At 59.2% G+C, this 14,631-nt stretch carries 13 protein-coding genes and 6 tRNA genes; 7 read left to right on the top strand and 12 right to left on the bottom strand.

Features of this window, described 5'->3' with window-relative positions:
* Nucleotides 1–151 precede the first annotated feature (151 nt).
* From C2U37_RS04715 to pbpG, 3 genes are all read left to right on the top strand, one after another.
* Nucleotides 152–1,444, top strand: a complete 1,293-nt coding sequence (locus C2U37_RS04715; protein ID WP_104451913.1) for a hemolysin family protein — start codon at nt 152–154, stop codon at nt 1,442–1,444.
* An 18-nt stretch (nt 1,445–1,462) separates the two neighbouring features.
* Entirely contained in the window at nt 1,463–2,128 is a 666-nt protein-coding gene (locus tag C2U37_RS04720; protein WP_010672956.1) for a DedA family protein, read from the top strand.
* Between the two features lie 178 nt (nt 2,129–2,306).
* A complete protein-coding gene (gene pbpG / locus C2U37_RS04725) occupies nt 2,307–3,092 on the top strand; it encodes a D-alanyl-D-alanine endopeptidase (RefSeq protein ID WP_010672955.1) in 786 nt (261 codons plus the stop codon).
* A gap of 329 nt (nt 3,093–3,421) precedes the next feature.
* On the opposite strand, the gene C2U37_RS04730 is transcribed toward pbpG, so the two are convergent.
* From C2U37_RS04730 to alaS, 9 genes are all read right to left on the bottom strand, one after another.
* Nucleotides 3,422–3,498 (bottom strand) — tRNA-Arg (locus C2U37_RS04730).
* A gap of 27 nt (nt 3,499–3,525) precedes the next feature.
* Nucleotides 3,526–3,602: transfer RNA gene (locus tag C2U37_RS04735), tRNA-Arg, on the bottom strand.
* A gap of 27 nt (nt 3,603–3,629) precedes the next feature.
* Nucleotides 3,630–3,706: transfer RNA gene (locus C2U37_RS04740), tRNA-Arg, on the bottom strand.
* A gap of 25 nt (nt 3,707–3,731) precedes the next feature.
* Nucleotides 3,732–3,808, bottom strand: a tRNA-Arg gene (locus C2U37_RS04745).
* Between the two features lie 94 nt (nt 3,809–3,902).
* A tRNA-Arg gene (locus C2U37_RS04750) sits at nt 3,903–3,979 on the bottom strand.
* A 4-nt stretch (nt 3,980–3,983) separates the two neighbouring features.
* A tRNA-Ser gene (locus tag C2U37_RS04755) sits at nt 3,984–4,076 on the bottom strand.
* A 212-nt stretch (nt 4,077–4,288) separates the two neighbouring features.
* Nucleotides 4,289–4,477, bottom strand: coding sequence for a carbon storage regulator CsrA (gene csrA / locus C2U37_RS04760; protein WP_005315760.1), 189 nt, complete (start codon nt 4,475–4,477; stop codon nt 4,289–4,291).
* Nucleotides 4,478–4,570: 93 nt separating this feature from the next.
* On the bottom strand, nt 4,571–5,818 hold the full coding sequence (locus C2U37_RS04765; RefSeq protein ID WP_010672822.1) for an aspartate kinase: 1,248 nt from the start codon (nt 5,816–5,818) through the stop codon (nt 4,571–4,573).
* 16 nt (nt 5,819–5,834) lie between these two features.
* Nucleotides 5,835–8,459 (bottom strand): alanine--tRNA ligase, encoded by a 2,625-nt coding sequence (alaS, locus tag C2U37_RS04770; protein WP_010672821.1) that lies wholly within the window; start codon nt 8,457–8,459, stop codon nt 5,835–5,837.
* Nucleotides 8,460–8,542: 83 nt separating this feature from the next.
* Here alaS and C2U37_RS24545 point away from each other — a divergent pair, with 83 nt between their 5' ends.
* A complete protein-coding gene (locus tag C2U37_RS24545; RefSeq protein WP_158656228.1) occupies nt 8,543–8,710 on the top strand; it encodes a hypothetical protein in 168 nt (55 codons plus the stop codon).
* Between the two features lie 21 nt (nt 8,711–8,731).
* Here C2U37_RS24545 and C2U37_RS04775 read toward each other — a convergent pair whose 3' ends face one another.
* The 3 genes from C2U37_RS04775 to pncC all read right to left on the bottom strand — a co-directional run bounded on the left by C2U37_RS04775 (nt 8,732) and on the right by pncC (nt 10,916).
* Nucleotides 8,732–9,238, bottom strand: coding sequence for a regulatory protein RecX (locus C2U37_RS04775; RefSeq protein WP_029313646.1), 507 nt, complete (start codon nt 9,236–9,238; stop codon nt 8,732–8,734).
* 41 nt (nt 9,239–9,279) lie between these two features.
* Nucleotides 9,280–10,344, bottom strand: coding sequence for a recombinase RecA (gene recA, locus C2U37_RS04780; RefSeq protein ID WP_010672819.1), 1,065 nt, complete (start codon nt 10,342–10,344; stop codon nt 9,280–9,282).
* A gap of 80 nt (nt 10,345–10,424) precedes the next feature.
* Nucleotides 10,425–10,916: a nicotinamide-nucleotide amidase gene (pncC, locus tag C2U37_RS04785; protein WP_029313644.1), complete on the bottom strand. Its 492-nt coding sequence runs from the start codon at nt 10,914–10,916 to the stop codon at nt 10,425–10,427.
* Nucleotides 10,917–11,115: 199 nt separating this feature from the next.
* Here pncC and C2U37_RS04790 point away from each other — a divergent pair, with 199 nt between their 5' ends.
* The 3 genes from C2U37_RS04790 to istB all read left to right on the top strand — a co-directional run bounded on the left by C2U37_RS04790 (nt 11,116) and on the right by istB (nt 14,193).
* Nucleotides 11,116–11,523 (top strand): Spy/CpxP family protein refolding chaperone, encoded by a 408-nt coding sequence (locus tag C2U37_RS04790; RefSeq protein WP_010672817.1) that lies wholly within the window; start codon nt 11,116–11,118, stop codon nt 11,521–11,523.
* Between the two features lie 358 nt (nt 11,524–11,881).
* Nucleotides 11,882–13,423 (top strand): IS21 family transposase, encoded by a 1,542-nt coding sequence (gene istA / locus C2U37_RS04795; protein ID WP_024944013.1) that lies wholly within the window; start codon nt 11,882–11,884, stop codon nt 13,421–13,423.
* Nucleotides 13,424–13,437: 14 nt separating this feature from the next.
* Nucleotides 13,438–14,193 (top strand): IS21-like element ISAs29 family helper ATPase IstB, encoded by a 756-nt coding sequence (gene istB / locus C2U37_RS04800; RefSeq protein ID WP_059296348.1) that lies wholly within the window; start codon nt 13,438–13,440, stop codon nt 14,191–14,193.
* Nucleotides 14,194–14,631 lie beyond the last annotated feature (438 nt).

Genomic DNA, 14,631 nt, shown 5'->3' on the forward strand with positions numbered 1-14,631 from the left:
TCAGTTCTCCCTCTCCTGCCCCGCAGTTTTATCCCTCCCGCCGGGACGATATTCAAAAATTCACGAGCCAAATCACCTCCTTTCACAAGCGCAGAGCCCGCAAATTCATTACACTGCCAGCGGTCTTTTCTATCGGGAGTGCTGCTGCAGTATGGAAATATTGATCCTGTTTGGATTGATTTTGCTCAATGGCGTCTTCGCCATGTCGGAAATCGCCATCGTGACGGCACGCAAGGCACGCCTCGCCAAAATGGCGAGCGAAGGGAGCCGCTCCGCCGCCATCGCCCTCAAGCTCGGGGAAGATCCGACCCATTTCCTCTCCGCCGTACAGATCGGCATCACCAGCATCGGCCTGCTCAACGGTATCTATGGCGAGTCCCTGCTGGCCCAGCCCTTCGCCCTCTGGCTGCAGGAGTGGGGGCTCTCCCCCAAGAGCAGCAGCCTGCTCGCCACCGTCATCGTGGTCGTGCTGGTCACCTATCTCTCCATCGTGGTAGGGGAGCTCGTGCCCAAACGCCTCGGACAGCTCAGCGCCGAGCGCATTGCCTGTCTGGTAGCCCGCCCCATGCTCTGGCTGGCGACCCTGACCCGTCCCTTCGTCTGGTTGCTCTCCGCCTCCACCAACGCCAGCCTGCGGCTGCTGCGGGTCGATCAGCGCAGCAGCAACAACGTCACTCAGGAGGAGATCCACGCCATGCTGGTGGAGGGCTCCGAAGCGGGGGTGATCGAGGACCATGAGCACACTATGTTGCGCAACGTGTTCCGCCTCGACGAACGCAGCCTGGCCTCCCTGATGGTGCCGCGCAGCGACATCCGCTATCTGGACCTGTCACTGCCGCTGGAAGTGAACCTCCAACGTCTGGTGGAGTATCGCCACAGCTTCTTCCCTGTCTGTGACGGCAGCCTGTCGGATCTCGTCGGCATCCTCAACGTCAGCAAGGTGCTGCACGCCTACATCAAGGGAGAACCCATCGTTCTGGCGGCGCTGACCCAGGACGGCAGCCTGCTGCCGGAGACCCTTAACGGCCTGGAGCTGCTCAACCACTTCCGTACCCACTCCGAGCACATGGTGCTGGTGGTGGACGAATATGGCGAGCTGCAGGGGCTGGTCACCCAGCAGGATCTGCTGGAAACCCTGGCCGGCGACTTCCAGCAGGAAGATGGGGAGGACAACTGGGCCTTCCAGCGCGCCGACGGCAGCTGGCTGCTCGACGGCCTCATTCCACTGCCAGAATTGAAGGACTGTCTGGAGCTGGTTCGTCTGCCGGAAGAAGAAAAACATCACTATCACACCCTTGGAGGGCTTATCATGCTGCTCCTTGGCCGCCTTCCCCAGACCGGAGACCTGGTCACCCTGGAACAGTGGCAACTGGAAATCGTGGATATGGACGGCCTGCGCATCGACAAGGTGCTTGCCATGCCCTTGACCGACCAACCCAGCTAACCTGCGGAGTTTGCATGTATGGAGCAGTTTTACCACCTGGCTCACGCCTTTATGCATCAGGATCTGGCGACACTCTCTGATCCCAAGATGGTCTTCATGGTCTATGTCGTCCTGCTGACCTTCCTGGTGCTCGAGAATGGCTTTATCCCCACCGCCTTCCTGCCAGGGGATACCCTGCTGATCCTGACCGGCGTGCTGATCTATCAGGGGGTGTTGCCGATGGCGGTGGTCCCGCTGCTGATCATGGCGACCTTCGTCGGTACCTGGCTTGGCTACATGCAGGGGCGTTTCCTCGGCCACACCCGGATGTATCACAGGCTGATGTCCCATCTCGATGACAAGCACAAGGAGAAGGTGCACTACCTGCTCAACAAGTACGGCATCATCACCCTGATCACCGCCCGCTACATCGCCTTCGTGCGTACCGCCTACCCCTATATCGTCGGCGCCAACGAGATCCCCCAGGGGCGCTTCCTGGTGGTCAACCTGATCAGCTCCATCATGTGGATCTGCCCCCTGGTCGGGCTGGGTTACTACCTGAGCCACACCAAGCTGGCCGCGCAGTATGAGTCCCAATTTCTCAGCGTCATTCTCTACCTGCCGGTCGTGCTGCTGGTGGGCGGCCTCATCGCTCTGGTCTGGCGCTGGTGGAGCAGACGCAAGCCCGGCGTCTCCAGAGAGTGAGACAAACCACAGGGTCGCCCACAGGCGGCCCTTTTTTATGGAAAATAGTGGCGAATTCCCCCTGCCCGCTCTTGTAAAGCAGGGGCAAAAATGAGTGAATCTAGCGCCTTTTTTCGCTGTGGATGGAGTTGGTTGTATGGGGTGTTGGATTCGCGCAATCGCGCTGGTAGGTGGATTGATGGGACTGCTGGGTTCGCAGACAGCCCTGGCGACCCCCGACCCGGCCAAGCTGCAGCTCAAATCGGGCAGTGCCCTGGTGATGGACGTCAACACCGGCAAGACCCTGTATCAGAAAAACCCCACCCGGGTGCGCCCCATCGCCTCTCTCACCAAGCTGATGACGGCGCTGGTGGTGCTGGATGCCCGCCAGAACCTCAATCAGACCCTGACCATCGATCAGAACGACAGGGACAACATCAAGCACACCTATTCACGGGTGCGTATGGGCACCCAGGTCAGCCGCCGCGACGCCCTGCATCTGGCGCTGATGTCCTCCGAGAACCGCATGGCCTCGGCGCTTGCCCGCCACTACCCGGGGGGTCGCCAGGCCTTCATCCGCGCCATGAACAACAAGGCCAGACAGCTCGGCATGCGCAACACCCGCTACTATGACTCCACCGGTCTCTCCACCCGCAACGTCTCCACCGCCCAGGATCTGGCCAAGCTCCTCTCTGCGGCCTATCGACAGCCGCTGATCCGTGAATTCACCCAGGACACCAGCAGGGAGATGCGCTTTCACAAGCCGGCCTACAGCCTGATGTTCAACAATACCAACCCGCTGGTGAAGAACCCGGACTGGGATGTACGCCTCTCCAAGACAGGCTATACCGACGAAGCGGGCCGCTGCCTGCTGATGCGTGCCAAACCGGATCGTCAGGAGCTCGCCATCGTACTGCTCAACTCGGTGGGCAAACGCACCCCTGTCGGGGATGCCAACCGCATCCGCAAGTGGCTGAAAAGCTGATTCTCTCCACGAAGACATGAAAGGATGCCGCGGCATCCTTTTTTATTGCCCGCCAAATGCCTCAGCAGGCCGCCAGAGGGCGCCAGCCCCGCACAGCATAGATGCGCATGGTGCGGGCACCCAGGTCGCCACAGGCACGGCCACGGGATGCATCAGCAGCCTGCCAGGCAAGATACGTCGAGAGTGGTTACCCAGGGGCACGTGCAGCCAGGGGGAACCGTCCCCCGTGTGAGCGTCAGGGAGAAGGACACGAGAGAGACAACCCCATGATGGGGAGGAGGATATCGCCCATAAAAAAACAGCCCCGACTGACGTCGAGGCTGTCTGTATGGTGCGCCCGAGAGGATTCGAACCTCTGACCACCTGGTTCGTAGCCAGGTACTCTATCCAGCTGAGCTACGGGCGCTCACAACTTGTTGCACTGCTTGAAATATGGTGCGCCCGAGAGGATTCGAACCTCTGACCACCTGGTTCGTAGCCAGGTACTCTATCCAGCTGAGCTACGGGCGCTCATAAATTGTTGCACTGCTTGAAACATGGTGCGCCCGAGAGGATTCGAACCTCTGACCACCTGGTTCGTAGCCAGGTACTCTATCCAGCTGAGCTACGGGCGCTCATAAATCATTGTATTGCTTGAAATGGTGCGCCCGAGAGGATTCGAACCTCTGACCACCTGGTTCGTAGCCAGGTACTCTATCCAGCTGAGCTACGGGCGCTCTGTTTTCAAACGATAAAAAAAGCTTACTCAACAGTAAGCCTTCTTTAGTGCCGACTTGCTGATGGTCAACACATGACTCCAAGAGTCAAATATGGTGCGCCCGAGAGGATTCGAACCTCTGACCACCTGGTTCGTAGCCAGGTACTCTATCCAGCTGAGCTACGGGCGCAAAATGGCGGAGAAGGGGGGATTCGAACCCCCGATGCGGGTATAAGCCGCATACTCCCTTAGCAGGGGAGCGCCTTCAGCCTCTCGGCCACCTCTCCGTTTGCGGGGCTGATAATACTTCACAGGGATTTTTAGTCAAACACTTTTTTGGAGAAAACAGAGCGTTCGCTCAGCATTTGGCCAAAGAGTGGAATATTCAAGCAATATCGACACTTACCCAGTAGTTTCGCGCTCTGCAGGCCGATTTGCAGGCCCCTGAAAAACAAAAGGCGACATCCGGGATGTCGCCTTCAGGCAGCCATGAAATGGCTTAGAAATTCGGTTGGCCCGGGACTTTCTCGGCCTGTATCCGCATGTAGATCTCTTCGCGGTGTACGGAAACCTCTTTCGGTGCATTCACACCGATACGAACCTGGTTCCCTTTTACGCCCAGTACGGTAACGGTTACTTCGTCACCAATCATCAGGGTTTCCCCTACACGACGAGTCAAAATAAGCATTCGCTTGCTCCTGTATCCTGTTTTGTATTTATATCGATATGCGCCATTATCTTACAAAGATACCGATATGGTAAATGGTTGAAACTAAATCAATCAGGGATTGTTTCCCAAGGGCTGCTCATGAGGCTCTTGATCCAACCCGAACGCCGAGTGCAACGAACGCACGGCCAACTCCAGGTACTTCTCGTCAATCACCACGGATATCTTGATTTCAGAGGTGGAGATCAGCTGCATGTTGATCCCTTCCTCACCCAATACCTTGAACATGGTGCGCGCTACACCAGGATGATTCCACATGCCGACCCCGACGATGGAGACCTTGGCGATCTCTCCGTTGCCCTGCACGCAGGCGGCCCCCAGCTCGCTGGCGGTCTCCTCCAGCAAGGCGCGGGCCCGGCGATAATCATCACGATTCACCGTGAAGGTGAAATCGGCGGTACCATCCCCCATGGTGTTCTGCACTATCATGTCGACATCTATGTTGGCGTCGCTGATCGGATTCAGGATCTGCGCGGCCACGGTCGGCCTGTCCGGCACACCCAGAATGGTCAGGCTGGCCTCGTTGCGATTGAACGCAATGCCGGATACCAGGGGTGCTTCCATCCTCTCACCTCCATATGTGATTAAGGTTCCCTCTCCGTCGACGAAACTCGACAGCACCCTTAGCGGCACACGGTACTTGCCCGCGAACTCGACCGAGCGGATCTGCAACACCTTGGCACCGAGGCTCGCCATCTCGAGCATCTCCTCGAAGGTGATGGTATCGAGGCGACGCGCCTTGGGTTCGATGCGCGGATCCGTGGTATACACCCCGTCCACATCGGTAAAGATCTGGCACTCATCGGCCTTGATGGCCGCAGCCACGGCCACCGCGGTGGTATCCGAACCACCTCGGCCCAGGGTAGTGATGGCATTATGCTCATCGCGCCCCTGGAAACCGGCAATCACTACCACCTTGCCGGCACCGAGTGCGGCTTCCACCTGCTCGGTGTCGATACGGGTGATGCGCGCCTTGCCATAGGCGGAATCGGTGTGGATGCGGACCTGATCACCGGTCATCGAGACTGCGGGGCAACCGCGCTTGTTGAGCGCAATCGCCAGCAGTGCAATAGTGACCTGCTCACCGGTGGAGATCAGCACATCCATCTCGCGCCGGTTGGCATCCTGGTCCAGCTGCTGGGCCATGCCCAGCAACCGGTTGGTTTCGCCCGACATGGCGGAGACCACCACCACCACGTCATGTCCCTGGGCACGGGTCAGTTGAACCCGCTCAGCAACTGCTTCGATCCGCTCCAGCGTGCCGACCGAGGTGCCACCGTACTTCTGTACATAGAGTGCCACAGATCACCTCGCCCGCTTACAGGCGCTCTTCCAGCCAGGAGTGAACGGATTGCAGCGCCGCCGGCACCGCCTCAGGCTGGGTACCACCCGCCTGTGCCATGTCGGGACGACCACCGCCCTTGCCACCCACCTGCTGGGCCACCAGATTGACCAGCTCACCAGCTTTGACCTTGCCGGTCAGGTCATTGGTCACGCCCGCGATCAGGTTGACCTTGCCATCACTGCTGGTTGCCAGCAGCACGACACCGGATTTCATCTGGTTCTTCAGCTCGTCCAGCATGCCGCGCAGGGATTTGGGGTCGACCCCTTCCAGGGCGGCAACCAGCACCTTCTGGCCATTGATGTCGATGACCTGGCTCAGCAGGTCGTTACCCGCCTGCGCCGCCAGCTTGGCCTTGAGCTGTTCCAGCTCGCGCTCCATCATCTTGGCCTTGTCCAGTACCTGGCGAACCTTGTCGGCGATGGAGAACTGATCGCCCTTCACCAGCGCGGCGGCCTCTTCGATCTGTTCACCCAGCTGGTGCATCAGATCGATGGCGCTCTTGCCGGTGACCGCTTCGATACGGCGCACGCCAGCCGCGATGCCGCTCTCGGCGATGATCTTGAAGAAGCCGATATCACCGGTGCGCTTGGCGTGAGTACCGCCACACAGCTCGGTGGAGTAGTCGCCCATGCGTACCACGCGCACATCGTCTTCATATTTCTCGCCAAACAGCGCCATGGCACCGGCTGACTTGGCCTCTTCCAGCCCCATCAGCTGGGTGGCCACCTCGTGGTTGGCACGGATCTGGGCGTTGACGAGCTCCTCGATCCGGCGAATGGTCGCCATGGTCAGCCCTTCGAAGTGGGAGAAGTCGAAGCGCATGCGCTCGGCGCCCACCAGGGATCCTTTCTGGGTCACATGCTCACCCAGCGCCTGGCGCAAGGCCGCGTGCAGCAGGTGAGTCACGGAGTGGTTAAGGGCGATGGCCTGACGACGGTCGCCATCGACCACGGCCTCGACCTCGGCTCCCTTCTCCAGGGTACCCAGTTCCAGATAGCCCTTGTGGATGATCGCCTTGCCCGCTTTCTGGGTGTCGGTGACGGCGAAGATGCCGTCATCCACCTTGAGGATGCCGCTGTCACCCACCTGACCGCCGGACTCCGCATAGAAGGGGGTCTCCGCCAGCACGATCACTGCCTCTTCACCGGCGATGAGGCCATTGACCTCGACACCATCCTTGTAGATACCGACCACCTGGGTGTTCTGGCTCAGCTGCTTGTAACCGGTAAAGGGGGTCTCGAAATCGAGCTTCAGCACGTCGTTGTAGTTCACGCCGAAACTGGAAGCCTCTTTCGCGCGGGCGCGCTGCTTCTCCATCTCGGCCTTGAAGCCCTCTTCGTCGATGCCGATCTCGCGCTCGCGCACCACATCGGCGGTCAGGTCGGCCGGGAAGCCGTAAGTGTCATAGAGCTTGAACACCACTTCACCCGGGATAACCTTGGCATCACCGAGGTTGGCCAGGACGTCTTCCAGCAGCAGCAGACCTCTGTCCAACGTGCGGACGAATTGCTCCTCCTCGATGCGCAACACTCGCTCGACCAGCGGCAGCTGAGCGATCAGTTCTGCCGCCACATCCTTCATCTGCACGGCCAGCTCGGCAGCCAGCTTGTAGAAGAAGACGTCGGTAGCACCCAGCTTGCGGCCGTGACGCACGGCGCGGCGGATGATGCGGCGCAGCACGTAGCCGCGACCTTCATTGGAGGGCATGACTCCGTCAGCCACCAGGAAGGCGCAGGAACGGATGTGGTCCGCGATGACGCGCAGGGACTGGTTGCTCAGATCCGTGGTGCCGACAATCTCGGCCGCCTTCTTGATCAACGCCTGGAAGATGTCGATCTCATAGTTGGAGTGCACCCCCTGCATGATGGCGGAGATCCGCTCCAGACCCATGCCGGTATCCACGGACGGACGGGGCAGCGGCTCCATGGTGCCGTCAGCCTGACGGTTGAACTGCATGAAGACCACGTTCCAGATCTCGATGAAGCGGTCACCATCCTCTTCCGGTGAACCGGGAGGGCCACCCCAGATGTGATCGCCGTGGTCGTAGAAGATCTCTGTGCAAGGACCGCATGGGCCGGTATCGCCCATGGCCCAGAAGTTGTCGGATGCATAAGGAGCACCCTTGTTGTCACCGATGCGCACGATGCGATCGGCCGGCACGCCGACCTCTTTTTCCCAGATGTCGAAGGCTTCGTCGTCAGTCGCGTAGACGGTCACCAGCAGGCGCTCTTTGGGCAGCTTGAGGGTACCGGTCAGGAATTCCCATGCAAACCGGATGGCGTCCTGTTTGAAGTAGTCACCGAAGCTGAAGTTGCCCAGCATCTCGAAGAAGGTGTGGTGACGGGCGGTATAGCCGACGTTTTCCAGGTCATTGTGCTTGCCGCCAGCCCGCACGCAACGCTGGGCCGTGGTGGCACGGTGATAGGCACGCTTGTCGGCGCCAAGGAACACGTCCTTGAACTGGTTCATCCCTGCGTTGGTGAACAGCAGGGTCGGATCGTTGTGCGGTACCAGCGAGCTGGAAGAGACAACCTGGTGTCCCTGGGTGCGGAAATACTCGAGAAACGCAGCGCGAATCTCTGACGTGGACATGTACATGGAAAATCCTGCTTGATTCGAATACGGACTTTTAACCGCATTAATGTAAGTTTTCTGCAGGGTAAAGTAAAACGTGGGGACCCTTGACGGGTGAAATAGCCCCCAAGGGGCCAGCGTTTGACAGCAGCACCCGCAAGGACGTCACAACAGGGGGGCTTCGGGATGCCTCGCTCGACCACAGGGCCGCCATCGACAGACCCGGCGAAGGGCTGATATTCCCCACCAGCCGCACCGCACGCCAGTTGCTATAGGTGTTCAACCTCGGCGCGCCACTATTGCTCACCTTGCATGGCTGAGAGGGCGTAACGGGCTTGTTCCTGGGTAAAACCACGCCCCATCAGATATTTGAGCCACTTCATGCGCAGTTTGAAGTCGGCAAGGTCGGTCGCCTTTGCCCGACGCGACAACAACGCAAGCGCCAGTTCGAACCAGTCGAGCTCGGGTTGATCCAGGGCAGCCTCGATCTGGGTGTCATCCAGCCCCTTGCGGCGCAGGTCGAAGCGGATCCTGAGCGGACCATGGCCTTTGGCCGCACCAGCACGCACCGCCATGGCACCGTAACGCTCATCATTGACCCAGCCATAGCCACGGCAATGGTCGAGTACAACGGCAACCACCTCCTCCTCGAATCCCTTCTGACGCAGGCGTCTGGCCAGCTCCGACTCGGCACTCTCGCGACGGGCCAGGCTGCGCATGGCGTAGGCACGGGCGGCCGCCAGCTGCTCTTCAAAGGTCAATTCGACGGGCTCGCCCGTTCCGTTCACAGATTCATCCGCCATAAACAACAAGGCCGGGTATCAACCCGGCCTTTCCTCATTCCTTATTCGAACTCTTGTTCGTTTTCAGCTTCAAACTCGTCGTATTCGGCAGCCGTGGCCTTCTCTTCCACCGGCGCGGCGCCAGAGAGCAGCAGCTCGCGCAGCTTCACTTCCACCTCGGCAGCCAGTGCCTTGTTTTCGGAGAAGAGCTTCATCACGTTGGCTTTGCCCTGGCCGATCTTCTCGCCGTTGTAGCTGTACCAGGCACCCGCCTTGTCGATCAGCTTGTGCTTGACGCCGAGATCCACCAGCTCGCCCTCCTTGGAGATGCCGGCACCATAGAAGATCTGGAACTCAGCCTGCTTGAAGGGTGGCGCCACCTTGTTCTTGACGACCTTGACGCGGGTCTCGTTACCGACCACTTCGTCACCCTCCTTGATGGCGCCGGTACGACGGATGTCCAGGCGCACGGAGGCGTAGAACTTGAGCGCGTTACCACCGGTGGTGGTCTCCGGGCTGCCGAACATGACGCCAATCTTCATCCGGATCTGGTTGATGAAGATACACAGGCAGTTGGCGTTCTTGATGTTGGCGGTCAATTTACGCAGCGCCTGGGACATCAGACGAGCCTGCAGGCCGACGTGGGAGTCACCCATTTCGCCTTCGATTTCCGCTTTCGGGGTCAGGGCCGCCACGGAATCGACGATGATGACGTCGACGGCATTGGAGCGCACCAGCATGTCGCAAATCTCCAGTGCCTGTTCACCGGTATCCGGCTGGGAGATGAGCAGGTCGTCAACGTTGACGCCCAGCTTGGCGGCATAGATAGGATCCAGTGCGTGCTCCGCATCGACGAAGGCACAGGTCTTGCCCTTCTTCTGGGCTTCGGCGATCACCTGCAGGGTCAGCGTAGTTTTACCGGAGGATTCCGGACCGTAGATCTCGACGATACGACCGCACGGCAGACCACCGATCCCCAGCGCCACGTCCAGAGAGAGAGAGCCGGTGGAGATGGCTTCGATATCCATGGTCTTGCTGTCGCCCAGACGCATGATGGAGCCTTTGCCAAACTGCTTTTCGATCTGGCCCAGCGCAGCCGCCAGTGCCTTCTGTTTGTTCTGATCCATGCCAATCTCCGCTGGGAATCGTGAGTAAGAAGTGAAGTTGGGCTAAGTATACTGTTTATGCATACAGTATCAAGCCCAATTTATTTGAGCAGTGCCAGGAGTCCGGACAAGGCCTGTCTGACCGCCTGCTGGCGCACCTGATGGCGATCCCCATCGAAACGGGCAAGCAGGGAGTGGTGACGACCGGTACGATCTGCCCAGGCAAACCAGACAGTGCCGACCGGTTTCTCCTCGCTGCCACCACCAGGCCCGGCGATACCGCTGATGGCCACGCAGATACCCGCATCGGAGCGGGCCAGGCAGCCCCGGGTCATCTCCAGCACCACGGGTTCGCTGACGGCGCCGTGGCGCAACAGGCTGTCGATGCTGACGCCGAGCATCTGCTGTTTGGCTTCGTTGGTGTAGGTCACGAAACCGCGATCGAACCAGGCAGAGCTGCCGGCAGTATCCGTGATGGCAGTGGCAACCCCGCCGCCGGTGCAGGATTCCGCCGTGGCGGCCAGCCAGCCTCTGGCCAGCAGTGCCTCGCCCAATTCCCGGGATAAGCGGGAGATCTCTGCTTCAAGTCCCATCATCGCGTCCTCTTCCGGCCTCTTCCAGGCGAAATATGGCGCTCATTATGCAGTTGCCCCGCCCCTCGGGCAACCGACCCCGGGGCCACTGCGTCAGCAAGTTGTCGTCGCTTAAGCTCCAGTACATGGCTGCTCGTTATCATGTTCCAACACCGCCATGCATGCGGTTTCCATCCCATCAGACCAAGGAGAAAGCCGGATGAAGCATCCGTTCAACGTCGCCATGACAGCCCTCGCAATGTGTATCGCCACCCATGCCTTTGCCACCGAGGGTACCGCCGAGCTGCAGAGCGAGACCACCCTGGCCCAGGAGCTGAACCTCTCCAGCGCGCAGGTGGAGCAGATCAAGGGGCTGCGCGAGCAGGCCACCAGGGAGCTGGGCTCAATCAAGCTCGACGCAATCGGCCAGGACGTCATCGTCAACATGATCAAGTCCGGCAAATGGGATGAAGTGGCGGCGAGAAAGCAGTTGCAGACCATCAGCGACGTACAGGCCGAGGCCCGCTACCATCGCGCCCACTACCTGTTCGAGGTGAGCCGGGTGCTGACGCCCGAGCAGAAAGCCAAACTGCACGAGATGCTGAGCGGCGACGAAGCCATGTACTGAGGGCGACACTCTCCCCGTCTCTCCCATCCCCGCATCCGTACGGGGATGCTATTTCTCCTCCCCCATGCCTCTTCTCGGCCAGGCTCCCCCCAGGCCACTCTGGTCAGCATCAGCCGGATGCACAGATCCGCGACGGGTGCATATTCCGGCCGATCATGAACACCGATTCCGGTTCAACGTGAACACCATTTCCGGACCAATGTGAACGCTCATTCCGGCTCAACCTGAACACTTTGCTCCTCCTTTCCGGAAACAGTGTTCAACATCCCGGAATCACTGTTCACATTCACCGGAATCATCCTTAACGCATTGATTTAACAACCTTTGATACGCTCTCCCTTTTGCCAGGGAAGAGCCTATGTCTGCCAAGAGGATTGCAATGCGTAAAATTCGTGAAGTGCTGCGACTGCGGCTGGAAGCTGACCTCTCTGTTCGCCAGATAAGTTGCTGCACCAAGGTCAGCGTTGGCTCCATCCAGAAACTCCTCAAAAGTGCCCAGACGCTCGGCCTGACCTGGCCCTTACCTAGCCAGCTTGATGATGGCCAACTGGCGGCCCTGTTCTATCCGCAGGCCGATACCACCATCTCGGCCCGCCATGTTGTACCGGATTGGCCCTCTGTCCATCAGGAGCTCAAGCGTAAGGGGGTCTCCAAACAACTGCTCTGGGAGGAGTACACCCAGCGCTATCCCAACAGCTGTTACAGCTACTCCCAGTTCTGCGACCGTTACAAATCCTGGTGTCAGTTGCAAAAGCGCTCCATGCGCCAGATCCACAAGGCGGGGGAAAAGCTCTTTATCGACTACTGCGGGCCCACGGTGCCCATCGCCTCGCCCTCCACGGGGGAGGTCCGTCAGGCCCAGATCTTTGTCGCCGTGCTTGGTGCGTCCAACTACACCTTTGCCGAGGCTACCTGGTCACAGTCACTGCCGGACTGGTTGCAAAGCCATGTCCGTGCCTTTGAGTTTTTCGGCGGTACACCGGCACTGCTGATCCCCGACAACCTCAAAAGCGGTGTCAGCAAGGCTTGCCGATACGATCCCGAGCTCAACCCCAGCTACCAGCAGTTGGCCGAGCACTATCAGGTGGCAGTGATGCCAGCTCGCCCTTACAAGCCCAAGGATAAAGCCAAGGCTGAGGTGGGTGTGCAGATCGTCGAGCGCTGGATCCTCGCCCGCTTGCGCCACCAGACCTTTTTCTCGCTGGCCGAGCTCAACCAGTGCATCCGGGCCTTGCTGGACGAACTCAACGAGCGCCCGTTCAAGCAACTGCCCGGTAACCGGCGCGAGGCGTTTGAGCAGTTGGACCGCCCGGCGCTGGGACCACTGCCGGTGCATCCCTATCGCTATGTCGCCATCAAAACGGTCAAGGTCAACATCGACTATCACGTCAGCTATGAGCAGCACCACTACTCGGTGCCACACCAGTATGTGGGCCAGCAACTGGAGCTCCATGCTGGCGACACTTTGCTTCAGGTCTATCACCAGCAACATCTGGTCGCGAGCCATCCGCGTAAAACCATCCCGGGGATGAGCACGCTCCCGGAACATATGCCGGAACGCCACAGCAAACAGCAACGCTGGACGCCAGGCCGTCTCAAGCAATGGGCTGCTGACATCGGACCGGGCACCTTGTGCTGGGTTAGCGAACGGCTGGAAGAGAAAGCCCATGCCGAGCAGGCATACCGACTCTGCCTGGGGCTACTGAGTCTTAGCCGGGAGTATCCGCCATCACGGGTCGAGGCCTGCTGCCAGTTGGCTAATCGGGAAGGACTGGTGCGACTCAAACAGCTCAAGTCGGTGCTGAGCAGTGGCCGCGACAAACTGCCCGCAAGCCCGCTGAGCTACCCAGAGTTATCGCAAGAGCACGAGAACATCCGTGGCCCCCAGAGCTTCCACTAAAGAGGATACGCCCCATGACCCAACAAACCCTGACCCGCCTGAGAAACCTGAAACTGACCGGCATGGCGGATGCAGTGCAACAACAACTGGAACAGGCCAGTACCTACGAAGGGCTGCCCTTCATCGAGCGTCTAAGCCTGCTGGTCGAACACGAACAACTGAGCCGGGAGCAACGTAAACAAGCTCGGCTAGTCAAGCAGGCGCGGCTCAAACTCCAAGCCACGGTGCAAGAGGTGGACTACCAGTCTGCACGCAACCTGGAGCGGTCACAGGTTGCAAACCTGGCCCAAGGAGAGTGGCTGCGCCGAGGCCAGAACCTGCTCATTACCGGCCCCTGTGGCTGTGGAAAAACCTACCTGGCTTGTGCGCTGGGCTACCAAGCCTGTCAGCAAGGGCATAGCACTCGTTACTACCGGCTGCCACGTCTGCTGCTTGAACTGAGCCAGGCCAAGGTAGATGGCAGTTACGCCAGACTGCTGGGTCAACTGGCAAGGATAGAGCTACTGGTCCTTGATGACTGGGGACTGGAAGCGGTGAATGCCGAGCAACGCAACGCACTGCTGGAGATCATGGATGATCGGTATGGGAAATACTCGACGGTCGTGGTCAGTCAGTTGCCAACGGAAGAGTGGTACGCGAGCTTGGGGGACAACACCCTGGCAGATGCGATCCTGGACCGGCTGATGCACAACGCTCACCGGCTGTCACTGAAGGGAGAATCGATGAGAAAGAGGAGAAGTGAGTTGACCCAATCTGAACAGTCGAGTTAGAAACGGGATGACGTGAGCGCGTTAAGGATCAGGGTGTTCACGTTGGCCGGAATGGCTGTTCAACTTCGCCGGAATACGCAACGGGACGCCGGCTTTGCCCCCAAGACGGAGATTCCTCCTCACCATCTTGCCTCGAGCATGTAGAATGGCCCCCAGATTCAGACCCATGACGGCAGACGTTTGCCCGCAAGAGCACCTTCTGGAATAGCACATGACAGCACAATACCAAGCGCCAGGCGCCAACTTGAGCGCCCACACCCCCATGATGCATGGGTGTTTGCTTGTTGATTTACAAGGATATTTATAGGTTAATAATAACAACCTACACTTTAACCTATATTTGTAGCAGCTACTCTATAGATGGCATTGTTTCAGGGTTAGGACGTCACCAACAGCCAACATCCTCAATCAGAACCGCTTAGCAAAAAGCAAAGAAAA

The organism is Aeromonas sp. ASNIH1 (assembly GCF_002934285.1).
Classification (GTDB): domain Bacteria; phylum Pseudomonadota; class Gammaproteobacteria; order Enterobacterales; family Aeromonadaceae; genus Aeromonas; species Aeromonas caviae.